Consider the following 26446-nt stretch of genomic DNA (forward strand, 5'->3'; position numbering starts at 1 on the left):
AGGAAAAGTGCGAAGCGGCTTTCCGTCCGGAATTGCGTGAAAACAAAGAGGAGAGGGTTCGGCGCCTGTTACGGCGCCGAACCGATCGGCATCAATCCTTGAGATTGTCGGGATTGAGCGGCGTCTTCAGCCAGGCCTTCGAGCTCTCGTCGAGCTTGCCGTCGGCGAGCATCTTGGCGACCGCGTCGTTCACCGCCTTCTTCAGCCGGTCCTCGTTCTTGTTGAGGCCGATATGCGAGGGCGAGGTCAACAGCTGGAACTTCTGCTCCGGCTGCAGCGCGTCCTGCTTGGCCAGCACCTGGGCGCCGACATCGTTGCCGACCACCATCAGCTGCGTCTGGCCGGAGATGAAGGCCTGGATGACGGAATTGTAGTTGTCGAAGCGGCGGATGTCGGCCGAAGCCGGCGCAGCCGCGGTCAGCGAGGTGTCCTCCAGCGTGCCGCGATTGACGGCGATCGACTTGTCGGCGAGGTCCTCCTTGCCTTTCACGGCCGTTGCTTTCGGCCCAATGACGGCGATGTAGTAGGGCGCGTAGGCGGCGGCGAAGTCGATCACCTGCTCGCGTTCCTTGGAATAGCCGACGCTCATCAGGATATCGACGCGCTTGTCGGTGAGATAAGGGATGCGGTTCTGGCCGGTGACGCTGACCAGGTTGAGCTTCACCTTCAAGGAATCGGCGATCGCCTGCGCCACGTCGATGTCATAGCCCTTGATGCTCATATCGGCACTGGCCGAGGAGAAGGGCGGGAAGTCCGAGAAGATGCCGACATTGATGGCGCCGGCCTTGGTGATGTCGTCGACAGCATCGGCCTTGGCCTGCGTGGCCAGACCGGCGGCGCCGAGCAGCATGGCTGCCGCGATGGCGGATTTCAGAGCATTGCGAAGAGTCATGGTTATTCCCCTGCTGGAAGCTTGTTGTTGAAACCGGCCGCCGGCTCCAGCGCGGCGGCCGTATTGGCTTCAGCAATTCCAGGAAAGTGGGATGCAGTTTTCCGTCCGGAATTGCCCGATTGATTGGCCTTAGCCCTTCTTGATCGCCGGGCTGAACACCATCAGGCTCAGGATCTCGAAGAGGACCTGGGCGCCGACATGGGCGGTGTTGGTGGTCGCGTCATATTGCGGCGCCACCTCGACGACGTCGCCGCCGACGATGTTGAGGCCTTTCAGGCCGCGCAGTAATTCGAGCACTTCGCGCGTCGTCAGCCCGCCCACTTCCGGCGTGCCGGTGCCCGGCGCGAAGGCCGGATCGATGCTGTCGACGTCGAAGGAGATGTAGGTCGGCCCGTCGCCGACTATTCTGCGCGCCTTCTCGATGATCGCCGGAATGCCGAGCCCGGTCACCTCCTCGGCATGGACGACCGTCATGCCGGACTCGTAGGTGAACTCCCACAGATATTCGGCCGAGCCGCGGATGCCGATCTGGATCGTGCGCGAGGGGTCGAGCACGCCGTCCAGCACCGCGTTGCGGAACGGTCCGCCATGGTGGAACTTGGTCATGTCGAACAGCCCGCTGGTGTCGCAATGGGCGTCGATATGGATCATGCCGACCGGAGCCTTCTTGCCGACCGCCTTCAGGATCGGATGGCTGATCGAGTGGTCGCCGCCGACCGAGAGCGGCAGCACGCCGGCATCGACGATCTGGTTGGTGCGCTTTTCGATGTCCTCATGGCTGATTTCCAGCCGGTAGCGGCTGCGGAACGGGGTATCGCCGATGTCGGCGACGCGCAACTCATGCGTCGGCGCGCATTCCAGCACATGGTTGTAGGGGCCGATACGCTCGATGGTGCGCAACGCGCGCGGCCCGAAGCGCGAGCCGGGGCGGTTGGTGACGCCGAGATCCATTGGCACGCCGATCATCGCCACCTGCAGGTCGCCGAAATCCGGGTTCTCGGCGGCGATCTCGCGGTAAGGCGCGGCGAGGAAGGTCGGGACGCCGGAATAGGGGGCAAGGCGCGTGCCCGACTTGTTGAAGATCTTGTCGGCGACCTTGCGGAATTTCGGGTCGAACATTTCGCCGCCATGGCTCTCGCCATATTTGCGGCGCAACGCTTCGAGCTTGCCGCGATCGTAACCCATGTCCGGTCCTCCTCTGCTTGCTGCCCGCACGAACGGTTGGCCAAGCCAGCCTGTTGCCCGGCTGGATCGTTGCCGCTGTTCCTGCGGATTTCACGTCTCTTGAAAGCTGTTCCGGGTAAAAGTGTCGGGCAGCCGCATTGAAAAATCAATTGATATTGTTAGGGTCTTTGCTGTGAGAAAATCTCACAAAGTAGGAGGTCTCCATGGCCAAACGCCTGCCGCCGCTGAACCCGCTGCGCGCCTTCGAAGCCACGGCGCGGCATGCCTCGCTGACCAAGGCGGCGGGTGAGCTCAATGTCACCCATGGCGCAATCAGCCACCAGATCAAGGCGCTCGAACAGTCGCTCGGCGTGAAACTCTTCGAGCGCAGCGGCCAGCGCGTGAAGCTGACGCCGCATGGCGCGGAATTCCTGCCGGCCGTCTCTACCGCCTTCGAGGGCATCGCCGCCGCCACGCAGCGCATGACGCGGCCGGCGAGCGCCGGTGCGCTGTCGGTGTCCTGCGTGCCGGCATTGTTGCTGCTCTGGATGACGCCGCGGCTCGGCTCCTTCACCGCGCAATATCCCGACATCCAGCTCACCCTGATCCCGTCCAACGACGCCCGCGATATCCGCGCCCCCGAGATCGATGTCTGCGTGCACTATGGCGACGGCAGCTGGACCGATTGCTGGATGCGCAAATGGTCCGGGCTGGAGCTCTTTCCCGTGGTCAGCCCGACGCTGATCAACAACCGCCCGATCCGCAGCGTGCGCGACCTTGCCGATCATGTCTTCCTGCATGGCGACGACGGCCGCGAATGGCACACCTGGCTGGCCGCCGCCGATGCGCTCGATCTGGAGCGCGGCCGCCGCCATCATCTGGGCGACGCGCGCATGGCGACGGAGGCCGCCGTCCACGGCCATGGCGTCGCGCTCGGCGATTCTGTCACCGCGCGCGCCTTGCTCGCCAGGGGCATGCTCGTCGCTCCCTTCACATTGTCGGTGCCGGCGGTCGACGATTTCTACGTCGTGTGCCGCAACGAGATGCGCTCGGCGCCGATCGTCCAGCTCTTCATCGATTGGCTGTTCGCCGAGAAGGAACAGGATGAGGGCCGCGCCGACGCACCGGTGGCCGGCCGTGTGCCCAGCCGCAGGAAACGTCCGTCGCTCAAGGTGATAGGCGCCAGAGCAATTCCAGGAAAAGTGTGAAACGGTTTTCCGTCCGGAATTGCTCGAAAACAAAAAAGCTCCAAAACAGCGTCTTGATGGCTGGACTTGCATAGCTGGTTTTTGTCAGGCCAGCTTGCAAAGCAGGAAGCGCGTTCGAAAATACAGTGCTAAGAGGCAGTTGGCTAAGGCAATTCCAGGAGAACCGAGACGGTTTTCCCTCCGGAATTGCTAAAACAAGGACTTGAGGCGTGACGCCCGCGTTTCCGTGCGTTGTGCTTTATGGATGAGCGAGCATGGCAAAGACCGATATAGCGCGGCGCGTCTACAACCACACCTGGAAGCTGGACCCGATCGTCCGCAGCCTGCTGGACACGGACTTCTACAAGCTTTTGATGCTGCAGATGATCTGGGGCATGTATCCCAAGGTCGACGCCACCTTCTCGCTGATCAACCGCACGACCTCGGTGCGCCTCGCCGACGAGATCGACGAGCAGGAACTGCGCGACCAACTCGACCATGCCCGCACGCTGCGTTTCTCCAAAAAGGAGATGATCTGGCTGGGCGGCAACAATTTCTATGGGCGCAAGCAGATCTTCGAGCCGGAATTCCTCGCCTGGCTGGAGGGTTTCCGGCTGCCCGACTACGAGCTTTCCAGGCGCGACGGCCAGTACGAACTCTCCTTCCCCGGCCCCTGGATGTACACCACGCTTTGGGAAATCCCGGCGCTGGCCATCATCAACGAGCTTCGCTCCCGCGCGGCCATGCGCTCCTACGGCCCCTTCGCGCTCGACGTGCTCTATGCCCGCGCCAAGGCCAAGATGTGGGCCAAGACCGAGCGGCTGAAGGCGCTGCCCGGCATCCGCATCTCCGATTTCGGCACGCGCAGGCGGCATTCCTTCCTCTGGCAGCGCTGGTGCGTCGAGGCGCTGAAGGAAGGCATCGGCGAGGCCTTCACCGGCACCTCCAACGTGCTTCTGGCCATGGACAACGATCTCGAAGCGCTCGGCACCAATGCGCATGAACTGCCGATGGTCTTTGCCGCCCTTGCCAATTCCGAGCAGGAATTGCGCGAGGCGCCCTACAAGGTGCTGCAGGACTGGCAACGCTACTACGGCGGCAATCTCTTGATCGTGCTGCCCGATGCCTTTGGCACGGATTCCTTCCTGCGCGACGCGCCGGACTGGGTCGCCGACTGGACCGGCTTCCGCCCCGACAGCGCTCCCCCGATCGAGGGCGGCGAAAAAATCATCGACTGGTGGCGCAAGAAGGGCAAGGACCCGAAGCAGAAGCTGCTCATCTTCTCCGACGGCCTCGAGGTCGAGACCATCGAGGAGACCTACAGGCATTTCCGCGGCAAGGTGCGCATGTCCTTCGGCTGGGGCACCAACCTCACCAACGACTTCGAAGGCTGCGCCCCGACGGAAACCGACAGCCTCGATGCGATTTCGCTGGTCTGCAAGGTGACGGAAGCCAACGGGCGGCCGGCGGTGAAGCTGTCGGACAACCCGGCCAAGGCGACCGGGGATGAGAAGGAGATCAAACGGTATCTGCGGATCTTTGGCGAGAAGGGGCGGGTGGAGCAGCTGGTCAAGGTGTGAGGGTGGCTCAAATGGAATTTCGGATAATCGGATAACTTGAGTTCCCGCCCACCCCCCTCTGTCCTGCCGGACATCTCCCCCGCAAGGGGGGAGATTGGCAGCTTCGAGCACCCCGCCCTTTTCTGCACCTCTGAAAATTGGCGAAAGCCAAGGCGACATCCGATCTCCCCCCTTGCGGGGGAGATGTCCGGCAGGACAGAGGGGGGTGTGAAGGATCACGACGCTGGCGTTGTTCTCGCATCAGCCACCACCCTCGCCCTCCTCCCCACCTCCGCCTTTGCCCACGCCTCCGACCGCGGCCACGTCCTGCTTCTGCCCACCGGCTATTACATCGCCGGCGGCGCGCTGGCTGTCGCCGTCAGCTTCCTCGTCCTGGCGCTGCTGCCGCCCGCCGTCCTCGACAATTTCTGGCGCCGCCGCCTACCGTTATTCACCTTCGGCGACGCCCCGCGCATCCTCATCAGCCTGATTTCCTTTGCCGGCTTCGCACTTCTCGTCGCCGCTGGCCTCTTCGGCAGCCGCGATCCACTCTCCAACCCGCTGCCGTTGGTCGTCTGGACGCTGCTCTGGGCCGGCTTCACGCTGCTGCAGGGCGTGCTCGGCGATCTCTGGTCGTGGCTCAATCCATGGTACGGCCCTTGGCGCGTTGCATCTCGTGTCTTCGCCCTTGATACCGCAAAGCCACCACGCCTGCCGTCATGGCTCGGCTACTGGCCGGCCTTCGCGCTGTTCTTCGCCTTCGCCTGGTTCGAACTGATTGATCCGGCCCCCGATGATCCGGCCCGCCTAGCCTTTGCCGCCGGCCTCTACTGGCTGGTCAGCTTCACCGCCATGCTGGCTTTCGGCTACGACGGCTGGAGCAGGCGCGGCGAATTCCTGACCGTTTTTTTCTCGATGGTCGCCCGCTTCGCGCCGTTCGAACGCGTCGACGGCCGGCTCGGCCTCTGCTGGCCCGGCGCGAAGCTGCTCGCCGGCGAGCCGCTGCCGCAGAGCGGTACGGCTTTCCTCTTGCTGGCCCTGTCCTCGGTATCCTTCGACGGCCTGTCGAAAACCTTCTTCTGGCTCGGCCTCTTCGGCATCAATCCGCTGGAATATCCTGGCCGCACCGCGCTGATCGGCATCGGCAGTTTCGGTCTCGTGCTGACCTTCGTCCTGCTCGCGGCCGTGTTTGCTCTTGCCGTCATTCTCGGCCAGCGCCTCGCCGGCGATAAGCATTCTTTCGGCGAGGCAGCCGGCCTGCTGGTCTGGTCGATCGTGCCGATCGCGCTTGCCTACCATATCGCGCATTACCTCACCGTGCTGCTCGTCGACGGCCAGTACGCGCTGGTCGCCCTGTCAGACCCGTTCGCGTTGGGCTGGGATCTGTTTGGCACCGCCAATAGGATGGTCGAGGCCGGCGTCGTCGCCGGTGCCCAGTCGGCCTGGTGGCTGTGGAACATCCAGGCCGGTGTGATCATCGCCGGCCATGTGCTGGCGGTGCTCGTCGCCCATGGCCTTGCCTGGCGTCTCCACAAACAACCATCGCGCGCCGCCCTCAGCCAGTTGCCGCTCACCTTGCTGATGATCGCCTACACGATCTTCGGCCTGTGGTTGCTTGCCACGCCGACCGCCGGATGACACAAGAGCGTGCCAACAATGCCGTCGGGTAAAGCTCGCTTGCCAGGCCAAAGCTTTGGTGATTTAGTTTGTACACATGCAATTTTTCCATCCTTCGGAAGGGGATGGATTAGCCGCCTTATCGCTGGTCAAGACTGAAAAAACAGGGGAACGGACATGGCTGACAAGAACGGATTTTTCGACCTCTCCAAGACGACGCTGACGCGCCGCACCGCGCTGAAGGGCATCGCCGCCGGCGCCGGCCTTGCGCTGGCGCCCGGCTTCGTCCGCTACAGCCAGGCGCAGAGCTCGGCGCCGATCAAGATCGGCTTCCAGTCGCACCGCACCGGCATCGGCGCCGCCTATGGCCGCTGGTACGAGAAGACGAGCGCCGCCGCCGTCAAGGCGATCAACGACGCCGGCGGCATCGGCGGCCGTCCGGTCGAGCTGGTCATCGAGGATGACGGCACCGATCCCGCCCGCGGCGCCGAGGTGGTGGCCAAGTTCGCCAAGCAGCACAAGACCGACATCGTCTTCGGCACGTTGTTCTCGCATGTCGTGATCGGCTCGGCGCCCGCCGCCGGCGAGAACAAGATCCCCTATTTCGTGGTCAGCGAGGGCCACCACGTCGCCTCCACCAAGCTCAACCGCTACGTCTTCCAGCCCGGCATCACCGACGTGAAGAGCCAGATCCAGTCGATGGCGCCGTGGATCGCGGCGAACGCCGGCAAGAAGGTGACGCAGATCTTCCCCGACTTCGCCTTCGGCTACGATCATCGTGACTACCTGCCGCCGGCGCTGAAGGCGCACGGCGCCGATGTGATCGCGCAGATCGCCATCCCGCCGACGGAGAGCTCCTTCACGAAGTACTTCCCGCAGATCCCGGCCGAAACGGAAGTGATCTACCATGTCATGGTCGGCCCGGCCGTGCTCACCTTCGTCAAGGAGCTCGGCGAGTTCTACGGCTCGCAGCGGCCGCAGCTCTTCGGCTTCATGGATTCGCTCGAGGCCACCGACATCAACAGCCCCGGCCTCGAATTCCTCGACGGCAGCCACTTCTGGGAAGGCTCGCCGCGCTACGCGCAGGCTAACGACTCCGCCGCGCAAAAAGCCTACCGCGCCGCCGTCGGCATCGACGACAATGGCGCCGCCGTCGGCGACCCCAAGGACGTCTCCACGGCATCGCACATGTTCGGCTGCTGGGAGACGCTCTATGTCGTCAAGAAGGCGATGGAAGATGCCGGCTACAAGGGACCCGAAGACCGCGCCAAGCTGGTCGAGGCGACCGAGGCGCTGAAGGAATTCGCCGAAGGGCCGGAACATCCGCAAGGGGCAAAAACCTTCAACGGCAAGATCCACCAGTGTTTTGGTATCCAGAACATCTCCAAGGTCGAAGGCGGCAAGCTCAAGGTCGTCCACAAGACCAAGATCGAGGATGGTCTCTACGAGGCTGAGGGGGATTACACGACGCAGGCGCTGTGAGTTTAGCTGCTCCTGCAAACGTGAGCGCCAAGGCACCCCCCTCTGGCCTGCCGGCCATCTCCCCCGCAAGGGGGGAGATCAGCAGTTCACGCGGCGGCGCCTATTTGGCGACGTTAGCGATTGGCGAAGCCTGTGATGATGTCCAATCTCCCCCCTTGCGGGGGAGATGCCCGGCAGGGCAGAGGGGGGTGCCTCGCGCATCCGTTCGCGCGTAATGCACTTCGGTCCCCATCTCCTCCTCGCCGCCCTCGAAGGCCTCGTCACCTCCGCCGTGCTGGCGCTGACGGCGCTCGGCCTGTCGCTGGTCTTCGGTGTCATGCGCGTCGTCAATGTCGCCCATGGCGAGTTCTTCATGCTGGGCGCGGTGCTCGCCTGGGCGATCTCGACGGCGATTTCCGGCCATCCGGCGATCGGTTTCGTGGCCGCACTGGTGATCGCGCCTTTGCTTGTCGGGTTGATCGCGCTGATTGCCGAACGGCTGGTGCTGCGCCGGCTGAACTACAATCCGGAAGGCACCATCGTTGCCACCATCGGCATGCTCTACATCATCCAGCAGCTGGCGCTGACCTTCTACGGTCCCGAAGCGCGCCCCGTGGAGCCGCCCTTCAGCTACCGCATCCTTTTGCCGTGGTTCGGCTATTCCGGCTACAAGCTGTCGGTGGTTGCGGCCTCCGCCATTCTGCTCCTGATCACCTGGCTGGTGCTGACCCGCACGAAAATCGGCCTGATCATGCGCGCTACCCAATATGACCGCGAGACGGCGCAGGCCTTCGGCATCCCGGTCGAGCGCGTCTATGCCGGCGTCTTCGCCGTCGGCGCCATGCTGGCGGCGATCGGCGCGGTGCTGATCGTGCCGATCAGCCAGGCGCATTATCTGATGGGGCAGGATCCGCTGCTGCTCTCCTTCATCGTCGTCATCATCGGCGGTCTCGGTTCGCTGCGCGGCACCGTGGTCGCCGCCGTCCTGATAGGCCTTTCCGACGGCATCATCTCGATGTTCTTCTCGCCGACCCTTGCCAAGATCATCGCCACGCTGGTCGTCGCCATGGTGCTGGTGTTCCGGCCGCAAGGCCTGTTCGGGACCACGCCGAGATGAGGGATGCTTCGCCGGCAAAGACCTACGCGCTGCATATCGGCGTCATCGCGCTTCTGTTCGTGCTGAACTTCGTCCTGCCGGATTATCACCAGGGCCTGTTCGCCCGCATCATGGCGCTGGCGGTCTTCGCCATGGGCTACAATCTGCTCTTCGGCTATGTCGGCCTGCTCAGCCTCGGTCACGCGATGTTCTTCTCGGCCGGTCTCTATGGCGCGGGCTTGACCGTCTATCATCTCGGCTGGGGCGTGCCGGAAGCCTTCCTTGCCGGGGTCGCCTGCGGCGCGCTGCTGGCCCTGGCCGTCGGCCTGTTGGCGCTGCGCACTTCGGGCGTGGCGTTCATGATCGTCACCATGATGTTCGCGCAGGTCTTCTACCTGCTCATCCTCTATTTCGCCGCCTGGACCGGCGGTGACCAGGGCCTCGTCATTCAGCAGGCGGCAAGGGTGGTCTCGATCGGCGGCGCCTCGCTCGACCTGACCAATCCCACCGTGCGCTACATGAGCGCGCTGGCGCTGTTCTCGGTCGTCCTGCTCATCACCCTGGCCATCGTCCGCTCCCGCTTCGGCCGCGTGCTGGTCGCGATCCGCGAGAATGAAGAGCGCACGAAGATGCTGGGCTATGACACGGTCGCCAACAAGCTCGCGGCGGTCGTTGCCTCTGGTGCCATCTGCGCGGCGTCCGGCGCGGCGTACGCGCTGCTGTTCGGCTATGTCGGCTCGAGCTTCGCCGGCGTGCAGTATTCGATCCTGCCGCTGCTCTGGGTACTGCTCGGCGGTGCAGCGACCACGCTCGGGCCGCTCGTCGGCACGCTGTTCATGTATTATGTCACCGACATCACCAGCGGCTTCACCTCCGCCTATCTGCTGATCGTCGGCGTCGCGCTCATCCTGCTGGTGCTGTTCTTCCCGAAAGGCATTCTGGGCAGCATCCGTGAGCGCTGGCTGAGGTGGCTGCCATGATGCCGCTGCTCACCACCAAGGGCCTGTCGCGCAATTTCGGCGGCCTTCGCGCCGTCGACGGCGTCGACTTTGCGCTGATGCCGGGCGAGATCCGCGCCATCATCGGCCCTAACGGTGCCGGCAAGACCACCTTCGTCAGCCTGCTCAGTGGCCGCATCCGGCCGTCCTCCGGCATGGTCGTCTTCGACGGCGCCGACATCACCACCATGCCGGCTTACAAGCGGGTTCGCCTCGGCGTCGCCTACACCTTCCAGATCACCAGCGTCTTCGCCAACCTGACCGCCTTCGACAATGTCGCGCTGCCGGTGCAGCGCACGCTGACCGACGGCCGCTCGAAGGGGCAGGTCAGGACCGGCGTCATGGCGGCGCTGGAGCGCACCGGCCTTGCCGACCGCGCCGGCACGCCGGCCGGGCAACTGTCCTATGGCCACCAGCGCCTCCTGGAAGTGGCGATGGGCCTGGCGCTGAAGCCGCGCTTGCTGATCCTCGACGAGCCGACGCAAGGCCTTGCCGACAGCGAGATCGACAATTTCATCACTCTTGTGCGCGAGATCGCCAAGGACGCTACCGTGCTGCTCATCGAGCACAACATGCCGGTCGTCATGCAACTCGCCGACCGCATCACCGTCTTCAATTTCGGGAAGATCCTCGCTGAAGGCACGCCGGAACAGATCCGCGCCAACGCTGAAGTCCAGGACGCCTATCTCGGAGCGACCCATGACTAGCACGGGATTGCTCGCCATTTCTGGCCTCGACTGCTTCTACGGCGAGGTCCAGGTGCTCTACGGCCTCGATCTCGTGTTGAACAAGGGCGAGGTGTTGTGCCTGTTCGGCCGCAACGGCGCCGGCAAGACGACGACGCTGAAAGCGATCATGGGGCTGGTGCCGGCGGCCGCCGGCTCGATCAAACTGGACGGCAAGGAACTGACCGGGCTCTCCGCGCATGACGTGCCGAAGGCCGGCGTCGCCTATGTGCCGCAGGGCCGGCGATTGTTTGCCGAGATGAGCGTGGCGGAAAACATCGAGATCGGCCTGATGGCGCGCGGCAAGGGCAAGGCTGTGCGGGAAAATGTGCTGGACCTCTTCCCGCTGTTGCGCCAGCGTTTGAAACAGCGCTCCGGCACACTGTCTGGTGGCGAGCAGCAGATGCTGGCCATGGCGCGCGCGCTGTGCCTCGAGCCGCAGGTGCTGCTGCTCGACGAACCGACCGAAGGGCTGATGCCATCGATGATCGCGAAAATCCGCGAGACGGTGACGAAGCTGCGCGAGTTCGGCGTCTCGACCATCCTGGTCGAGCAGCGCGTCGACGCCGTGCTCTCAGTGGCGGACCGCGTTTGCTTCATCGAGAACGGCCGCAACCGCGAGACGGTCGATGTCGAGGCCTTGCGCGCCGATCCGTCGGCGGTGCGAAGATATGTTGGGGTGGGCTGAAGCCCCTGAAATTGCCGCAGCCTCGAAATTGGCGGGCGTGGCGCCGCCTCAGGTCGTTCCTCGCCCCACGTAAGTGGGGAGAGGTGGCTCGGCGAAGCCGAGACGGAGAGGGGAGCACCCTACGAAAGCCCCCGCTCCGGCCGCTTCGCGGCCACCTCTCCCCCGCTTTGCGGGGGAGAGGAACCGAGGACAATGAAGAACAGCGCCAATGTCCTTCGCCTCACCCGAAGAACAGAAAACCGGCAATCAGAAACGTCGGGATCAGCACCACGCCCGACCACGCCATGTAGCCGAAGAAGCCGGGCATCTTCACGCCGCGATGCCGGGCAATGGCATAGACCATGAAGTTCGGCGCGTTGCCGATATAGGTGTTGGCGCCCATGAACACCGCGCCGGCCGAGATCGCGGCAAGCGTCGAGGCGGCCTCGGTCATCAGGTGCCGGGCGTCGCCGCCGGCCAGCTCGAAGAACACCAGATAGGTCGGGGCATTGTCGAGGAAGGACGACAATGCCCCGGTCAGCCAGAAATAGGCGAGGTCGTTGGGCCGGCCATCGGCCGACGTGACCAGCGCCACCAGCGGCGCCAGCGCGCCGTCATGGCCGGCCCGCAGGATGGCGATGACCGGCACGATGCAGACAAAAATGCCGGCAAACAATTTTGCTACTTCGGCGATCGGCCCCCAGGTGAAGCCGTTCGCCTCGCGGTGGCTTTTGTACGACACGCGAAGCGACAGGAAGGCCAGCGCCAGGATGATGGCGTCGCGCACCAGGTTCTGGAGCTCCAGGTTGACGCCGAGGATGGAGAAGCTCATCCCCGGCTTCCAACTCGCCGAAAGCAGGATCGCGCCGATCACGCCGGCAAGCAGCGGCAGGTTGGCGAGGCCGCGCAGCCGCACTTTCGTGTCCGGCGTCGGGTCCTTGATCTTCGGCGCGCCGCCTTCGCGGCGGTGCAGCACAATGTCGATCGCGAGAAAGACCGCCAGCACGAGGCCGCCGACGAAAAGCGTGTCGGGCAGGATGTGCACCGTGGTCCAGAAGAAATCGACCCCGCGCAGGAAGCCGACGAACAAAGGCGGGTCGCCGAGCGGCGTCAGCGAGCCGCCGATATTCGACACCAGGAAAATGAAGAAGATCACCACATGCGCGTTGAACGGCCGATTGTCGTTGGCGCGCAGGATCGGCCGGATCAGGATCATCGAGGCGCCGGTCGTGCCGATGACCGAGGCAAGCACCGCGCCGATGAGCAGCAGGCCGGCATTGACGAGCGGTGTGCCGTGGATGTTGCCGGCGAGCAGGATGCCGCCAGAGATCGTGTAGAGCGCGAACAACAGGATGATAAAGGACAGATATTCGGTGAGCAGCGTGTGCAGCACCGCTTCGCCTGCGGCGGGAATCCCGAAGGCGATCGCCATCGGGGCGACCACCAGCACGGCCCAGGCAGCGGCGATCTTGCCATAGTGATGTTCCCAGAAATGCGGGAAAAGCAGCGGTCCGGTCGCGATCGACAAAAGCAGGCCGGCAAAGGGCAGTCCCCACCAGAGCGACATGGCGGCGCCGGGCAACTCTTGGATTTCGGCGGCGAGCGCTTGTGCTGGAAGCAGTAGCGCTATGGCGAGCGAAGCGAATGGAAAAATCATCCGACCGCTGCGCGCCTTCCCCTTCTCCCCTTGTGGGAGAAGGTGGATCGGCGCGTAGCGCCGAGACGGATGAGGGGTGCTCCAGCGGAGTGAGACGTCGGCTTTCCCTGGAACACCCCTCATCCGTCGCCTTCGGCGACACCTCCCCCCACAAGGGGGGAAGGGGGAGCCCGCAATCCGGGTGAGGGGGACCTTCCCCACCGTCCGGTCAATCCGCCGAATGGTCTTCGAGCGTCACGCCGGCTTCGCGCATGCGCTTCAGCATCGCCTCGACCGAGCCGTAGAGGTCGATGCCCCGGCAGGCATCGAGCCGTACTGTCGTCCTGAAACCCTGCTTCACCGCGTCGAGCGCCGAGAAGGCGACGCAGAAGTCGGTTGCAAGCCCGACCAGGGTGACGGTGTCGATGCCGCGTTCCTTCAGATAGCCGGCAAGGCCGGTTTGCGTCGTGTGGTCGTTCTCGAAAAAGGCCGAATAGGAGTCGATCGCGGCGCGGAACCCCTTGCGGATCACCAGCTCGGCCTTGGTCCAGGCAAGCCCGGAATGGAAATCGGAACCGAGACTGCCCTGGATGCAGTGATCCGGCCACAGCGTCTGCGGCCCGTAAGGCATCTCGATCGTCTCGAAGGTCTGCTTGCCGGGATGGCTGGAGGCGAAGCTCGAATGTCCGGCGGGGTGCCAGTCCTGCGTCAGGATCACATGCTCGCTGCGCCGGATCAGGTCGTTGACCAAAGGCACGATCTCGTCGCCACCGGCCACCGCCAGCGCGCCGCCGGGGCAAAAGTCGTTCTGCAGGTCGATGACGATGAGCGCTTCTTCGGCCATGCGGTTCCCTCTCGTCTGGGCTTGGGGCAGCAGTCCAAAAGCCGCTGACGCGACCGGACACGGAACCTTGACCAGATGGCCGGCGGCGTCAACCTCCAGCGCCATAACAATGTCGTTGCCGGTCATTCGGCCTGCTGGCGGCGCCAACTCCGGCTTTGACAATTCCGGCCGGCCTGATATCATTTGCATACGAATGAATTTGACCGGTGTGAAACCGGCAGAAAGCCTAAAGCCCGGGTGCTTTGGGAGGGCCAAGCGGGAATGGTCCGTTTCTGGGAAGGTTCTGGAAGGCAGAGCGTGATCCGTTACGCGAAACCCACCACGGTCGACGAGGCGCTCGCTCTGCTCGGCGAGGACCGCTGGCGCATTCTCGCCGGCGGCACGGATTTCTATCCGGCGCAGGGCGCGAAACCGTTCCGCGACAACATCCTCGACATCAACGGCCTCGCCGCGCTGCGCGGCGTCGAAGAGACGGACGAATACTGGCGGATCGGCGCCCGCACCACCTGGACCGACGTCGTTCGTCACCCCCTGCCGGCCGCGTTCGACGCGCTCAAGGCAGCCGCGCGCGAGGTTGGCTCGGTCCAGATCCAGAATGTCGCTTCGGTTGCCGGCAATCTCTGCAACGCCTCGCCCGCCGCCGATGGCGTGCCGGCGCTGCTGACGCTCGACGCCGATGTCGAATTGCGGTCAGCCAAGGCCGTACGTCATCTGCCGCTCGGCGACTTCATCCTCGGCAACCGCCGCACGGCGCTGCAGCCGGGCGAGATGGTCACCGCCATCCGTGTCCCGAGGCGTTCCGCCACAGGCGCCTCGGCCTTCGTCAAGCTCGGCGCGCGGCGCTACCTCGTCATCTCGATCGCGATGGCGGCGGCGCGGCTGGTGGTCGAGGATGGCGTGATCGCCGATGCGGCGATCGCCGTCGGCTCCTGCTCGGCGGTCGCCCGCCGTCTTGCCGGCGTCGAGGCGGCTCTGCGAGACCAACCGGTCGCGGCGGCGCTTGCCGATGCTGTGCTGGCCGCGCCGATCGATGAATTGTCGCCGATCGCCGATGTGCGTGGCAGCGCCGAATACCGGCAGGACGCGGCAAGAGAGATCGTTGTCCGCGCGGTGCGCGCCGCGGCAGGGCTCGGCGAGGGTAAGGTGGCGGCATGAGCATGGAACGCTCCGAGATCGCTTTCGAGATCAACGGCGCCACCGTCAGCGTTTCCGTGCCGCCGGTTCGGCGTCTCTCGCAGGTGTTGCGCGACGAATTGCGGTTGACCGGCACCAAGGTCGGCTGCGACGCCGGCGATTGCGGTGCCTGCACCGTGCTGGTCGACGGCAATCCGGTCTGCGCCTGCCTGGTGCCGGCGGCTTCCGTGACGGGTGCATCCGTCACGACGGTCGAGGGCCTCGGCAACGGCCGGCTTTCGGCCTTGCAGGCTTCGTTCCTCGAACATGGCGCCGCGCAATGCGGCATCTGCACGCCCGGCCTGCTGGTCGCGGCCACCGCGCTGTTGGAGCGCAACCCGACGCCGAGCGAGACCGAGACGCAAGATGCGCTGGGCGGCGTGCTCTGCCGCTGTACCGGCTACCGAAAAATCGTCGACGCGGTGATGCAGGCCTCGCGGCACATGAACGGCGTCGACCTTCGCCTGCCGCAAGTCGGCCGCGCCGTCGGCGCATCGCCGATCCGCCTCGATGGCGTGCCGAAAGTCACCGGCGGCGAGAAGTTCGGCGGCGATTCCTTCCCGGCCGATGCATTGTCGGTGCTGGTGGTCCGCTCGCCGCACTATCACGCCGGTTTCAGCCTCGGCGATCTCGAGGCCTGGACGGAAGCCCATCCCGGCATCGCCGGTGTTTTCACGGCCGCCGACATTCCGGGAAAGAACTGTTTTGGTGTCATCGGTCCCTTTGCCGACCAGCCGGCGCTCGCCGAAGGTTTTGTCCGCCTGCGCGGCGAGGCGGTGGCGCTGGTTGCGGGTGAGCGCGAGGCGATCCTCGATCTCGATCTGACGGATTTTCCGATCACCTGGACCGAGCTGCCGCATGTGCTGCAGCCGCGCGAGGCGAAGGCTGAGGGTGCTGCGCTGATCCACAGCCACCGCCCGGCGAACCTGCTGACCTCCGGCTATGTCGAGCGTGGCGATCCCGAGGGTGCGCTTGCCGGCGCGGCCGTGACGGCGTCCGGGTCCATCGAAACCTCCTTTGTCGAGCACGCCTATATCGAGCCGGAAGCCGGCTACGCTTATATGGATGGCGACACGCTCGTCGTCGTCGCCTGCACCCAGGCGCCCTACATGGACCGCGACGACACGGCTAAGGTACTCGGCCTTTCCGTCGACAAAGTGCGCATCGTGCCGACCGCCACCGGCGGCGGCTTCGGCTCCAAGCTGGACGTCTCGCTGCAGCCGCTCATCGGCCTTGTGGCGATGAAGACGGGACGGCCGGCGGCGCTCGCCTACACCCGCAATGAATCGATGATGTCGACCACCAAGCGCCATCCGGCCGAGATGAAGGCGACCATCGGCACCGATGCCGAAGGCCGGGTCAGCGGCATGATCTTTGAGGGCGATTTCAACACCGGCGCCTATGCCAGCTGGGGGCCGACGGTCGCGAACCGCGTGCCGGTGCATGCCTCCGGCCCCTATGCCACGCCGAATTACCGCGCGACCGGTTACGCCATCCACACCAATGGTCCGATCGCCGGCGCCTTCCGCGGCTTCGGCGTGCCGCAGGCCACCATCATGCAGGAGACGCTCTATGACGAGCTCGCCGGCAAGCTCGGCATCGACCGGCTCGATTTCCGCCTGAAGAACTGCCTGCGCGATGGCTGCGAGACGGTCACCGGCCAGCGCCTGGAATCGGGCGTCGGCATCGGCGAATGCCTGGAGCAGCTTCAGCCGCACTGGGCGCGCGCGCTGGCCGAAGCAGCGGCATTCAACGCGATCCATGGCGCAAGCAAGCGCGGCGTCGGCGTCGCCTCCTGCTGGTATGGCTGCGGGAACACCTCGCTGCCCAATCCCTCGACCATCAAGGTCGGCATCTCGGCCTCGGGCGAGGTGATCCTGCATCAGGGCGCCGTCGACATCGGCCAGGGCTCCAACACCGTCATCTCTCAGATCTGCGCCGACGCGCTCGGCCTGCCGCTGGATAAATTCCGGCTGAAGAGCGCCGACACCGCCATCACACCGGATGCCGGCAAAACATCCGCCTCGCGCCAGACTTTTGTGACAGGAAAGGCCGCCGAAAAAGCCGGCCGGGCATTGCGCGAAAAGGTCCTGCGCTTCGCCAATGTCTCGGGCGAAGCGATGATTGCACTCGAAGGATCGAGCCTTTCGATCCGCGAAGGCGACGCCGCGCGCCGCATCGATCTGTCTGAGCTGAAGGCCGATGCCGACGGCCTGGTCTTCGTCGCCGAGGAAACTTACGACCCGCCGACGCTGCCGCTCGACGCCAAGGGCCAGGGCAAGCCCTACGCCGTCTACGGCTATGGCGCGCAGATCGCCGAGCTGGAGGTCGATCTGAAGCTGGGAACCGTCAAGCTGCTCAAGATCATCGCTGCGCATGATGTCGGCAAGGCGATCAACCCGGTGCTGGTCGAAGGCCAGATCGAGGGTGGCATCGCGCAAGGCATCGGCATGGCGCTGATGGAGGAATATATCCCCGGCCGCACCGAGAACTTGCACGACTATCTCATCCCCACCATCGGCGACGTGCCGCCGGTGGAGCACATATTGGTCGAGGTTCCTGACCCCGAGGGGCCATTCGGCGCCAAGGGCCTGGGCGAGCATGTGCTGATCCCGACCGCGCCGGCGATCCTCAATGCCATCCGCCACGCCACCGGCGTCCTGGTCACCAAGGTGCCGGCGACGCCGAGCCGCATCCTGGCGGCGATCCGCGAGAAGGAGGCGCGCCGATGAGCGAGCTTGCCGAACGTTTCGAAACCCATGATCCCGGCGAGAAGCAGGTGGCTGAAAAGATCCGCTGCGATGCCTGTCCGGTCATGTGCTACATTGCCGATGGCCGTACCGGCGCCTGCGACCGCTACGGCAATGTCGGCGGCCGCATCGTGCGCATGGACCCGCTCACCATCCTCGACCATGCGGCCGAGACGGGCGGCGCGGTCGTGCCCTTCGTCGCCGAGGGCGAGGCGTGGGATGGCGAACTGGTCAATACCGGCCGCCGCTTCGTCACCGCGATCGGCGCCGGCACCACCTATCCGGATTATAAGCCGGCGCCCTTCATCGTCAGCCAGGAGGTCGAAGGCGTCGATCTCGTCACGGTCGTCACCGAGGGCATCTTCTCCTATTGCGGCGTCAAGGTGAAGATCGACACCGACCGCCACATCGGCGACGAGACAGCGACGGTGCGCTCGCAAGGCGAGGCCATCGGCCATGTCACCACGGGCGAATACGGCTCGCAGATGCTGTCGCTCGGCGGCGTCCATCACCTCACCGGCGGCTCCAAGCAGGAAGGCCGCGCCACCTGCGACGCGCTGCTCAATCTGTGCAACCGCAAGCCGGTCGAGCTCACAATCGACGGCGGCGCGACGATCATCGTCGAGGCCGGCAAGGCGCCGGTCATCGACGGCAAGGTCGAGCACCGCATGCGCGTCGGCTGCGGCTCGGCCACCATCGGCATGTTCGCCACGCAATGGCGCGGTCTCGTCGACGAGGTGGTGGTGGTCGACGACCACATCACTGGCGTCGTTTCCGAGCATCAGGCAGGCAAGGTGCTGGGCTGGGAGGATACCGGGATAAAGATCATCGGCCGCCGTTCGACGCCCGGCCGTTACTTCAAGGTCTCGGAGCCCGGCCTCGGCTGGGGCGGAACGACGATCTCCGATCCGCTATCGATCCTCGGCGACTGGAACGCCAAGAAGGGCGCGCGCCCCGGCCTGTCGCTGCTGATGGTGTCGACCACCGGCGAGCAGTTCGCGTATTACGAGCTCGACGATGAGCTGAAGCCGGTCCAAAAGCCATTTCCCGAGCGGCTGCAAAAGTCCGTCGGCCTGATCGAGGACAATTGTGAGCCGGCGCTGTGCACGGTTCTCTTCATCGGCGGTGCCGGCGGCTCGCTGCGCGCCGGCGTCACCGAAAACCCGGTCAACCTCACCCGCTCGGTTCAGGGCCTGAGAACCTATGTCACCGTCGGCGGCGCGCCGGTCTATGTTTGGCCGGGCGGCGGCATCACGCTGATGGTCGACGTCACCCGCGTGCCGGAAGGCGCCTTCGGCTATGTGCCGACGCCGGCGCTGGTTGCGCCGATCGAATTCACCATGCGCCGCGACGACTATGTCCGGCTCGGCGGCTATGAGAACGAGATCCGCAGCGTCGAGGATATCCTCGCCAAGGGTGGCGAGTATCTCAACCCGCGCAGCAACACCGGCGCCCCTCGCAACAATCCCTGGCCGCCGCTGGCGCAGCTGCGGCGCGCCGCGGCGAACGGGGCCGGCTGATGAACGGCCCGCAGGCGCATTGGCTTGCCGACGGCAGGCGGCTCCATCTCAACCATGGGCCGATCGACCTCATCGTCGAGGCCTTTGGCTCTGACGACGAACGTCGCGCCGCCTACGAGCAGGCGATCACGCGCTTCCAGACGATCCTGATCGAGCTGGTCGAGGAGCTTCCCGAATTGCGCCTGCCGTCATTCTTCCTGGCGCCGCGCGATTTCGCAGGCCCGACGGCGCGCCGCATGGGGGCAGCGGTCATGCCGCTGGCGGAATGCTTCATCACGCCGATGGCGGCCGTTGCCGGTTCGGTAGCCGACGAAATTCTTGGCGCGATGCTCTCCGGCCGCCGGCTCGACCGCGCTTACGTCAACAATGGCGGCGATTGCGCCCTCCATCTCGACAGGGACCAGTCGATGACGGTGGCGATCGCCGGCACCGGCAATGGCATGGCCGATCGCGTCGGCATCCGCGCCGAGGATGGCGTGCGCGGTGTTGCCACCAGCGGCTGGCGCGGCCGGTCGTTTTCGTTGGGCATCGCCGATGCCGTCACCGTTCTAGCGCCGACCGGCGCCGAGGCCGACGCGGCCGCGACGCTGATTGCCAACGCCGTCGACCTGCCCGGTCATCCTGCCATCGCGCGCGTTCCGGCGCGCGACCTGGCGCCCGATAGCGATCTCGGCGAGCAGATGGTGACGCAAAGCGTCGGCGCGCTTTCATCCGGCGACATTGCTCGGGCGCTGGACAAGGGCCTTGCGGTCGCCGAAGATTTTCGCCGGCGCGGCCTGATCGCCGCCTCGGCGCTGTTTCTGGCGGGCGAAGCCCGTATCTGTGGTTCCGTGGCGCTCGCCGCGCCCAACAAGCATCAAGCGAAGGAAACTGCCCATGCCTGACTTTCCGATCCGCAAGGTCGCGGTCCTGACCGAGGAGATTTTTCACGACGGCGGACCCGTGGCGAAAGAACCGCGCCTTCGCGCCGCCGCGCTGGCCGTGGTCAAGAACCCTTTCGCCGGCCGCTATGTCGAGGACCTGCAGGGCGCCATGGAAGATTTGAAGCCGCTCGGCCTCCTGCTCTCCGATAGGCTGATCGCGGCACTTGGCGGCGACGTGAAGAAGATCGACGGCTACGGCAAGGGCGCCATCGTCGGTTCCGCGGGTGAGCTTGAACACGGCGCGCTCTGGCATGTGCCGGGCGGCTACGCCATGCGCGAGCGCCTCGGCGACGCCAAGGCCATCGTGCCGTCGGCCAAGAAGGTCGGCGCTTTCGGCTCGAAGCTCGACGTGCCGCTCGGCCACATCAACGCCGCCTATGTGCGCAGCCATTTCGACGCCATGGAGGTCGGCATCAGCGACGGCCCGCGTCCCGACGAAATCCTGTTCTGCCTCGCCATGACCTGCGGCCCGCGCGTCCACAACCGCATGGGCGGCCTGGCGGCCGAAGAGATCAAGGCATGGGACGGCCTGAGATGAGCGGCGAGGACAATCTGCTGCGGCTGGTCGAAGCCGAGGACGGCGACGAGAACAACTATCACCTGCAGGACCAGGTCGGCTTTATCCTGCGCAAGGCGCATCAGCGCCATGTCTCGCTTTTCGCCGCTCACATCGCCGACCTGACGCCGCCGCAATTCGCGGCTTTGGCCAAGCTCTACGACATCGGCGAGACCTCGCAGAACCAGTTGGGAACGCTGATCGCCATGGACGCCGCCACGGTGAAGGGCGTCATCGACCGGCTGAAGGCGCGGGGCCTGGTCGAGGTCTCCAAGCACGAGGTCGACAAAAGGCGGCTGCTGGTCAATCTGACGCCGGAAGGCCGCGAGGCGATCGAGCGCCTGATCCCGCTCGCCCGCACCATCACCGAGGAAACACTGGCGCCGCTGACGGCAAAGGAAGCCGCGACCTTTCTGCGGCTGCTGGCCAAGCTGGCGTGAAGGGTTGCTTTTGACAGGGTGACATCTTTAAGCGCCGGCGGGACAGCACCCCCCTCTGGCCTGCCGGCCATCTCCCCCGCAAGGGGGGAGATTAGATGTCGCCGCCGCTTTCGCCAATCGCCAACGAAGGTAGAGATGCACCGGCGCTGGAACTGCCAATCTCCCCCCTTGCGGGGGAGATGCCCGGCAGGGCAGAGGGGGGTGTGACGGAACTCGGCATGGGCGCTTGGATTGGTCGCGACCTATCCGCCACGTCTATCCATTGACAGGTTCGCCCCCGAACATCTCCCTGGCCTGCTCGGCTGTATAGTAACCCAGCCGGACATCCTCGGCGACCTGCTTCGGGTCGCGTTCGCGCGGATTGCCATAGCCGCCGCCGCCAGGCGTGCCGACGCGCACGCGGTCGCCGGCCTTGAGCGCGATGTCCTGCTCCTTGGAAAGATGCGGCGGCACATGCGCTTCGCCGCCCCGGAACACAGTCACGCTGTTCGGCGCGCCGTCCTTGCCGCCCAGCGCGCCCTGCGGGCCGAAGCGGCCGTGATCCATGACGAAGGACGCGCGTGCCTCGCCGCGCAGAATCTCGACCTCATAGGCAAGCCCGAAGCCGCCGCGATGTTTTCCCGCGCCGCCCGAGCCTTCGCGCAGCGCGTAGTGCCGGTAGAGCACCGGGAAGGCCTGCTCCATGATCTCGACCGGCGGCGATTTCGAAATGCCGATGGTCGAGCAGCCATTGCTCAATCCGTCATGGCCGGCATTGCCGCCATAGCCGCCGCCGGAAATCTGGTACATGACATAGTCGCGGCCGCGCGCCGGATCGTTGCCGCCGAGCGCGAAATTGCCGCTGGAGCCTGCGGGCGCCGCCGTCACCTTTTCCGGCAGCGCCTGCACCATCGCCGCGAACACGGCCTCCGCGATGCGCTGCGAGACCTCCGCCGCGCAGCCTGACACCGGGCGCGGATATTTCGCGTCGAGGAACGTGCCTTCCGGTCGCTTGACGTCTAGCGGTTCGAAGGCGCCGGCGCTGATCGGCACTTCCGGAAAAATATGGCGCATCGCGAGATAGACCGACGACAAGGTCGTCGCCAGCACGCTGTTCATCGGCCCCGCGCAGGGTTTCGATGAGCCGGCAAAGTCGAAGGTCAGCGTGTCGCCCTGTTTCTCGACGGCGAGGTTGATGGTCAGCGGCTCGTTCACCACCCCGTCGGAATCGACGAAGGCCTGCGAGCGGTAGACACCGTCCGGGATGACGGCGATCGAGGCGCGCATCTGCTCGGCGGCGCGGCGGCGCAGTTCCGCGATCGCCTCGACGACGGTTTCGTCCCCGTAACGATCGAGGATTTCATTGAGCCTGTCCTGCCCGATCAGCAGCGCAGCCGCCTGCGCGCGGATATCGCCGATGCGCTGGTCGGCAACCCGGATGTTCGAGCAGATGATGGCGTAGATCTCCGGGTCGAGCACGCCCTTCTTGAACAGTTTGACCGGTGGCAGCCGCAGCCCTTCCTGCTCGACCGCGGTAGCCGAGGCAGAAAAGCCCCCGGGCACCGAACCGCCGATATCCGGCCAGTGGCCGGTGTTGGAAAGCCAGCAAAAGATTTTCCCATCCCGGTAGACCGGCATGACGAAGCGCACATCCATCAGATGCGTGCCGCCGAGATAGGGGTCGTTGACGATGTAGATGTCGCCTGGCTCGGGAGCGAGGCAGCGGCCGTCGGCGATCATCTCGATGACGGTCTTAGTCGAATACTGCATGACGCCGACGAACACCGGCAGGCCCTGGCTGCCTTGCGCGATCAGCGAGCCGTCGACAGCCGAATAGATACCGTCCGAGCGGTCGTTGGCCTCGGCGATGACCGGCGAGAAGGCGGCGCGGGAGAAGGTCAGGTCCATCTCGTCGCAGACCTGCTGCAGCGCCGCCTGCAGCACCGAAAGCGTTATCGTGTCGAGCTTCGCCATCTCAAGCCTCGCCGATGTCGATGATGATGTTGCCGTCCGCGTCCGATCGCGCATGGTCGCCGGGTTCCAGCACCGTGGTGGCGTCCATCTGTTCCAGGATCGCCGGTCCCTCTATTGCCGCATCGAGCGGCAGCTTTTCGCGGGCATAGACCGGCGTGTCGTGCCACGTGCCGTGATACCAGACCGGCCGGATTTCGCGCCGCGCCTCCTCGAGCGTTGCCGCGCGGCCCGCCGGGTCGATCAGCCGCGACAGGTCGATCTGCGGCCGCACGCCGGTGACCGAGGTGTTGAGGTTGACGAGATTGGCGCGGATTTCCGGCAGCTCGACCTTGAAGCGCGCGAAATAGGCCTTTTCGAACAAAAGCTGCAGCGTTTCTCGTGAAACCGCTAACGACGGCAGCGGCACGTTGATGATGTGCGTCTGGCCGACGAACTGCATGTCGGCCGAATGGGTGACGCGGATCGCGTCGGGCTTCACCGCTTCCTTGGCGATCAGCGCCTCGCCTTCGTCCCGGTGCCGTTCCAGCACCGCGCGAAGCTTTGCTTCGTCGAGGCTCGCAACCGGCATGTTGATTGTGTTGACGAAGTCGTGCCGCATATCGGCGACGACACAGCCGAGCGCATTGGTGATGCCCGGCCGCGCCGGTACCAGCACCCTGGGCAAGCCGAGTTCACGCGCCAGCGCTGTGGCATGCAGCGGCCCTGCGCCGCCAAAGGCGAACAGCGCGAAATCGCGCGGGTCGTGGCCGCGCGACACCGAGACCATGCGGATGGCCCCGGCCATCTTCATGTTGCCGAGCCTGAGCACGGCGCCTGCGGCCTCGACGCCGGAAAGGCCCGTCCTCTTGCCGATCTTTTCCTGGAAAATGCCGGTCACGCGTTCGACGGTGACGGGGTTGTCGACCGCAAGCAGCTTCTTCGGCGCCAGGCGTCCGAGCACCAGATTGGCATCGGTGATGGTCGGCTCCGCGCCGCCGCGTCCGTAGCAGATCGGGCCGGGATTGGCGCCGGCGCTCTCCGGGCCGATCTGGATCAGCCCGGCCGCGTCGACGCGCGCGATCGAGCCGCCGCCGGCACCGACCGTGTGCACCGCCACCATCGGCACATGGATCGGCATCGCATATTCGATCTCGATCTCGTTCGACACGGCGGGTTCGGCGTTGCGGATCAGCGCCACATCGGTCGAAGTACCGCCCATGTCGTAGGTGACGAGGTTGCCGAAGCCGGCACGTTTTCCGGTATAGGCGGCGGCGATCACACCGGATGCCGGGCCGGACATCACCGTCTTTGCCGATTCCAGCGTGACGAAGCGCGCCGAGATCATGCCACCATTGCCGTTCATGATCAGGAAGTCGCGGGCATAGCCCTTGCCTGCAAGCTCCTTGCGCAGCCGCTCGACATAGCGCTCGAGGATCGGCTGCACCGAGGCGTTGACCGCCGCCGTCACGCCGCGCTCGAACTCGCGCGCTTCCGAAAGCAGCGCATGCCCTGTGGTGATGTGGCCGTTCGGCCAGATCTCCGCCGCGATCTCGGCGGCGCGCCGCTCATGCGCGGGGTTGGCGTAGGAATGCAGGAAATGGATGACGAGCGACTCGCAGCCGGCGTCGAGCAGCTTTTTCACAGCCTCGCGCATCTCGGCCTCGTCGAGCGATATGCGCACCGCGCCGGAGGCCTCGACCCGCTCCGACACTTCAAGCCGAAGGTCGCGCGGAATGACCGGCACGAAGGTTCCCGTCATGCCATAGGCCTGCGGCCGCGTGCGCCGTCCAAGCTCGATCACGTCGCGGAAACCGCGCGTGGTGATCATGCCGGTACGCGCCAGTCGCCGTTCCAGCACGGCGTTGGTGGTGGTCGTCGTGCCATGCACGATGAGGTCGATGCCGTCGACCGGAAAGCCAGTCGCCCCGAGCGCCGAAACCACGCCGAAGGCCTGGTTTTCGACCGTTGTCGGCGTCTTGGCGATATGCACCTTGCCGCCGGCCTTGCCGTCGATCAAAAGCAGATCGGTGAAGGTTCCGCCCACGTCGATACCGGCAACAACACTTCCCGCCGACGCGGAAAATTTCTCATCCATTGTCGAAACCCGAAATGCCAGAACTACGGATATGCCTCGGTTTGGAAAGGCGTTTTACGTCACCATCTTGACGTCGAGATCATTTGTATACTAATAAATTCCGGACACAAGGGCTTACCGCTTGGCAGTGTGCAGAAGGCGCGCCGGAACCTGATCGTTCGGGCGCGCAGGAGAAAGTTTGGCGCCAGTGCGTTCCGTCTGGGCCGGAAAGTTGGGTTTGATGAACACGACATCCGCGTTGAACATCGCCGGCTCGAAGCCGCTGCAGTTCCCGATCCCGGCCAATGTCTATGCCGAGACCGTGGTGTCGGTGAAGCATTATACCGACCGGCTGTTCTCTTTCCGCATCACCCGGCCGCAGTCGCTGCGTTTCCGCTCCGGCGAGTTCGTCATGATTGGCCTGCCCAATGCCGAGAAGCCGATCTTCCGCGCCTATTCGGTCGCCAGCCCCGCCTGGGACGACGAGCTCGAATTCTTCTCGATCAAGGTGCCGGATGGTCCGCTGACCTCCGAGCTGCAGAAGATCCAGGTCGGCGACACCGTCATCATGCGCCAGAAGTCGACCGGCACGCTGGTGCTCGACGCGCTGACGCCCGCCAAGCGTGTGGTCATGATCTCGACCGGCACCGGCATCGCGCCCTTCGCCAGCCTGCTGCGCGATCCCGACACTTATGAGAAGTTCGACGAGGTCATCCTCACCCACACCTGCCGCGACAATGCCGAGCTCATCTACGGCCAGGAACTCGTGGCAGCACTCGAGAACGACCCGCTGATCGGCGAGCTGACCGGCGGCCGCGTCAAGCTCTACAATTCGACGACCCGCGAGGAATCGGCGCGCATGGGCCGCATCACGGCGCTGATCGGCTCGGGCAAGTTCTATTCCGACCTCGGCATCGACAAGCTCAACCCCGAGACCGACCGCATCATGATCTGCGGCTCGATGCATATGCTGAAGGACGTCAAGGAACTCGCCGAAAGCCTCGGCTTCCAGGAAGGTTCCTTGAGCCATCCGGCCAACTTCGTTGTCGAGCGCGCCTTCGTCGGCTGAGGCGCGGCGCAATCGGCCAACATCGGTGCTTTGACCATGCGGTCAAAAATCTGCTGCCTGAGCTGCCTTTTTCCGCTATGACGCTTTGAAAGACTCGTGAAGCATCGCTTCGCGGGCTATCTTCGTGCCGGTCGCCCAATGACGCGCATGAAGGTATGAAAGC

Annotated in this window: 21 protein-coding genes; 15 read left to right on the top strand and 6 right to left on the bottom strand. The window is 65.1% G+C overall.

From position 1 onward, the window contains the following. Window positions 1-91 precede the first annotated feature (91 nt). Entirely contained in the window at window positions 92-892 is an 801-nt protein-coding gene (locus KVT37_RS07065) for a transporter substrate-binding domain-containing protein (protein WP_217571047.1), read from the bottom strand. 129 nt (window positions 893-1021) lie between these two features. Then, window positions 1022-2077, bottom strand: coding sequence for an agmatinase (gene speB / locus KVT37_RS07070; protein ID WP_217571049.1), 1056 nt, complete (start codon window positions 2075-2077; stop codon window positions 1022-1024). A gap of 203 nt (window positions 2078-2280) precedes the next feature. On the opposite strand from speB, the gene gcvA reads away from it, so the two are divergent. The 8 genes from gcvA to KVT37_RS07110 all read left to right on the top strand — a co-directional run bounded on the left by gcvA (window position 2281) and on the right by KVT37_RS07110 (window position 11387). Beyond that, on the top strand, window positions 2281-3264 hold the full coding sequence (gcvA, locus tag KVT37_RS07075) for a transcriptional regulator GcvA (protein WP_217571051.1): 984 nt from the start codon (window positions 2281-2283) through the stop codon (window positions 3262-3264). A gap of 254 nt (window positions 3265-3518) precedes the next feature. Continuing rightward, a complete protein-coding gene (pncB, locus tag KVT37_RS07080) occupies window positions 3519-4823 on the top strand; it encodes a nicotinate phosphoribosyltransferase (protein WP_217571053.1) in 1305 nt (434 codons plus the stop codon). Window positions 4824-5006: 183 nt separating this feature from the next. Then, window positions 5007-6440, top strand: coding sequence for a hypothetical protein (locus KVT37_RS07085; protein WP_217571055.1), 1434 nt, complete (start codon window positions 5007-5009; stop codon window positions 6438-6440). A gap of 156 nt (window positions 6441-6596) precedes the next feature. Further along, a complete protein-coding gene (locus KVT37_RS07090; RefSeq protein WP_217571057.1) occupies window positions 6597-7901 on the top strand; it encodes an ABC transporter substrate-binding protein in 1305 nt (434 codons plus the stop codon). A 214-nt stretch (window positions 7902-8115) separates the two neighbouring features. Further along, window positions 8116-8997, top strand: a complete 882-nt coding sequence (locus KVT37_RS07095) for a branched-chain amino acid ABC transporter permease (RefSeq protein ID WP_217571059.1) — start codon at window positions 8116-8118, stop codon at window positions 8995-8997. After that, complete coding sequence (locus KVT37_RS07100) at window positions 8994-9956, top strand: branched-chain amino acid ABC transporter permease (protein ID WP_217571061.1); 963 nt, start codon at window positions 8994-8996, stop codon at window positions 9954-9956. Before KVT37_RS07095 ends, KVT37_RS07100 begins: the two co-directional genes overlap by 4 nt. Further along, window positions 9953-10681: an ABC transporter ATP-binding protein gene (locus tag KVT37_RS07105; RefSeq protein WP_217571063.1), complete on the top strand. Its 729-nt coding sequence runs from the start codon at window positions 9953-9955 to the stop codon at window positions 10679-10681. The genes KVT37_RS07100 and KVT37_RS07105 overlap by 4 nt, the downstream gene beginning before the upstream one ends. Further along, on the top strand, window positions 10674-11387 hold the full coding sequence (locus tag KVT37_RS07110) for an ABC transporter ATP-binding protein (RefSeq protein WP_217571065.1): 714 nt from the start codon (window positions 10674-10676) through the stop codon (window positions 11385-11387). Before KVT37_RS07105 ends, KVT37_RS07110 begins: the two co-directional genes overlap by 8 nt. A gap of 220 nt (window positions 11388-11607) precedes the next feature. On the opposite strand, the gene KVT37_RS07115 is transcribed toward KVT37_RS07110, so the two are convergent. Both KVT37_RS07115 and pncA read right to left on the bottom strand, forming a co-directional pair. After that, entirely contained in the window at window positions 11608-13023 is a 1416-nt protein-coding gene (locus tag KVT37_RS07115; protein ID WP_217571067.1) for a sodium:proton antiporter, read from the bottom strand. Between the two features lie 208 nt (window positions 13024-13231). Next, window positions 13232-13846: a bifunctional nicotinamidase/pyrazinamidase gene (pncA, locus tag KVT37_RS07120; protein WP_217571068.1), complete on the bottom strand. Its 615-nt coding sequence runs from the start codon at window positions 13844-13846 to the stop codon at window positions 13232-13234. Window positions 13847-14143: 297 nt separating this feature from the next. On the opposite strand from pncA, the gene KVT37_RS07125 reads away from it, so the two are divergent. From KVT37_RS07125 to KVT37_RS07150, 6 genes are read left to right on the top strand one after another with little or no spacing between them, the layout of a single operon-like run. Then, window positions 14144-15001: a xanthine dehydrogenase family protein subunit M gene (locus KVT37_RS07125; protein ID WP_217571070.1), complete on the top strand. Its 858-nt coding sequence runs from the start codon at window positions 14144-14146 to the stop codon at window positions 14999-15001. Next, window positions 14998-17751, top strand: a complete 2754-nt coding sequence (locus KVT37_RS07130) for a molybdopterin-dependent oxidoreductase (RefSeq protein WP_217571072.1) — start codon at window positions 14998-15000, stop codon at window positions 17749-17751. Before KVT37_RS07125 ends, KVT37_RS07130 begins: the two co-directional genes overlap by 4 nt. Beyond that, window positions 17748-19289 carry a 6-hydroxynicotinate reductase gene (locus KVT37_RS07135; protein ID WP_217571074.1) on the top strand — a complete coding sequence of 514 codons (1542 nt, stop codon included), beginning with the start codon at window positions 17748-17750 and terminating at the stop codon, window positions 19287-19289. Before KVT37_RS07130 ends, KVT37_RS07135 begins: the two co-directional genes overlap by 4 nt. Then, on the top strand, window positions 19289-20173 hold the full coding sequence (locus KVT37_RS07140) for a UPF0280 family protein (RefSeq protein WP_217571076.1): 885 nt from the start codon (window positions 19289-19291) through the stop codon (window positions 20171-20173). Before KVT37_RS07135 ends, KVT37_RS07140 begins: the two co-directional genes overlap by 1 nt. Then, entirely contained in the window at window positions 20166-20750 is a 585-nt protein-coding gene (locus tag KVT37_RS07145) for an amino acid synthesis family protein (RefSeq protein WP_217571078.1), read from the top strand. The genes KVT37_RS07140 and KVT37_RS07145 overlap by 8 nt, the downstream gene beginning before the upstream one ends. Next, window positions 20747-21208 (top strand): MarR family winged helix-turn-helix transcriptional regulator, encoded by a 462-nt coding sequence (locus KVT37_RS07150; protein ID WP_217571844.1) that lies wholly within the window; start codon window positions 20747-20749, stop codon window positions 21206-21208. Before KVT37_RS07145 ends, KVT37_RS07150 begins: the two co-directional genes overlap by 4 nt. Before the next feature lie 255 nt (window positions 21209-21463). On the opposite strand, the gene KVT37_RS07155 is transcribed toward KVT37_RS07150, so the two are convergent. Further along, the gene (locus KVT37_RS07155; protein WP_217571080.1) at window positions 21464-23161 is read right to left on the bottom strand and encodes a hydantoinase B/oxoprolinase family protein; all 1698 of its coding nucleotides are present in this window, start codon (window positions 23159-23161) and stop codon (window positions 21464-21466) included. A gap of 1 nt (window position 23162) precedes the next feature. Next, window positions 23163-25235 (bottom strand): hydantoinase/oxoprolinase family protein, encoded by a 2073-nt coding sequence (locus tag KVT37_RS07160; protein ID WP_217571082.1) that lies wholly within the window; start codon window positions 25233-25235, stop codon window positions 23163-23165. A 220-nt stretch (window positions 25236-25455) separates the two neighbouring features. On the opposite strand from KVT37_RS07160, the gene KVT37_RS07165 reads away from it, so the two are divergent. Further along, window positions 25456-26283 carry a ferredoxin--NADP reductase gene (locus KVT37_RS07165; RefSeq protein WP_217571085.1) on the top strand — a complete coding sequence of 276 codons (828 nt, stop codon included), beginning with the start codon at window positions 25456-25458 and terminating at the stop codon, window positions 26281-26283. The last annotated feature ends 163 nt before the right edge of the window (window positions 26284-26446 follow it).

This window comes from Mesorhizobium sp. GbtcB19, assembly GCF_019091085.1.
Classification (GTDB): domain Bacteria; phylum Pseudomonadota; class Alphaproteobacteria; order Rhizobiales; family Rhizobiaceae; genus Mesorhizobium.

Bases quoted from the DNA above. Each gene is read 5' to 3' on its own strand.
- KVT37_RS07065 (WP_217571047.1), bottom strand. From the start codon at position 892: ATGACTCTTCGCAATGCTCTGAAATCCGCCATCGCGGCAGCCATGCTG.
- speB (WP_217571049.1), bottom strand. From the start codon at position 2,077: ATGGGTTACGATCGCGGCAAGCTCGAAGCGTTGCGCCGCAAATATGGC.
- gcvA (WP_217571051.1), top strand. From the start codon at position 2,281: ATGGCCAAACGCCTGCCGCCGCTGAACCCGCTGCGCGCCTTCGAAGCC.
- pncB (WP_217571053.1), top strand. From the start codon at position 3,519: ATGGCAAAGACCGATATAGCGCGGCGCGTCTACAACCACACCTGGAAG.
- KVT37_RS07085 (WP_217571055.1), top strand. From the start codon at position 5,007: ATGTCCGGCAGGACAGAGGGGGGTGTGAAGGATCACGACGCTGGCGTT.
- KVT37_RS07090 (WP_217571057.1), top strand. From the start codon at position 6,597: ATGGCTGACAAGAACGGATTTTTCGACCTCTCCAAGACGACGCTGACG.
- KVT37_RS07095 (WP_217571059.1), top strand. From the start codon at position 8,116: ATGCACTTCGGTCCCCATCTCCTCCTCGCCGCCCTCGAAGGCCTCGTC.
- KVT37_RS07100 (WP_217571061.1), top strand. From the start codon at position 8,994: ATGAGGGATGCTTCGCCGGCAAAGACCTACGCGCTGCATATCGGCGTC.
- KVT37_RS07105 (WP_217571063.1), top strand. From the start codon at position 9,953: ATGATGCCGCTGCTCACCACCAAGGGCCTGTCGCGCAATTTCGGCGGC.
- KVT37_RS07110 (WP_217571065.1), top strand. From the start codon at position 10,674: ATGACTAGCACGGGATTGCTCGCCATTTCTGGCCTCGACTGCTTCTAC.
- KVT37_RS07115 (WP_217571067.1), bottom strand. From the start codon at position 13,023: ATGATTTTTCCATTCGCTTCGCTCGCCATAGCGCTACTGCTTCCAGCA.
- pncA (WP_217571068.1), bottom strand. From the start codon at position 13,846: ATGGCCGAAGAAGCGCTCATCGTCATCGACCTGCAGAACGACTTTTGC.
- KVT37_RS07130 (WP_217571072.1), top strand. From the start codon at position 14,998: ATGAGCATGGAACGCTCCGAGATCGCTTTCGAGATCAACGGCGCCACC.
- KVT37_RS07135 (WP_217571074.1), top strand. From the start codon at position 17,748: ATGAGCGAGCTTGCCGAACGTTTCGAAACCCATGATCCCGGCGAGAAG.
- KVT37_RS07140 (WP_217571076.1), top strand. From the start codon at position 19,289: ATGAACGGCCCGCAGGCGCATTGGCTTGCCGACGGCAGGCGGCTCCAT.
- KVT37_RS07145 (WP_217571078.1), top strand. From the start codon at position 20,166: ATGCCTGACTTTCCGATCCGCAAGGTCGCGGTCCTGACCGAGGAGATT.
- KVT37_RS07150 (WP_217571844.1), top strand. From the start codon at position 20,747: ATGAGCGGCGAGGACAATCTGCTGCGGCTGGTCGAAGCCGAGGACGGC.
- KVT37_RS07155 (WP_217571080.1), bottom strand. From the start codon at position 23,161: ATGGCGAAGCTCGACACGATAACGCTTTCGGTGCTGCAGGCGGCGCTG.
- KVT37_RS07160 (WP_217571082.1), bottom strand. From the start codon at position 25,235: ATGGATGAGAAATTTTCCGCGTCGGCGGGAAGTGTTGTTGCCGGTATC.
- KVT37_RS07165 (WP_217571085.1), top strand. From the start codon at position 25,456: ATGAACACGACATCCGCGTTGAACATCGCCGGCTCGAAGCCGCTGCAG.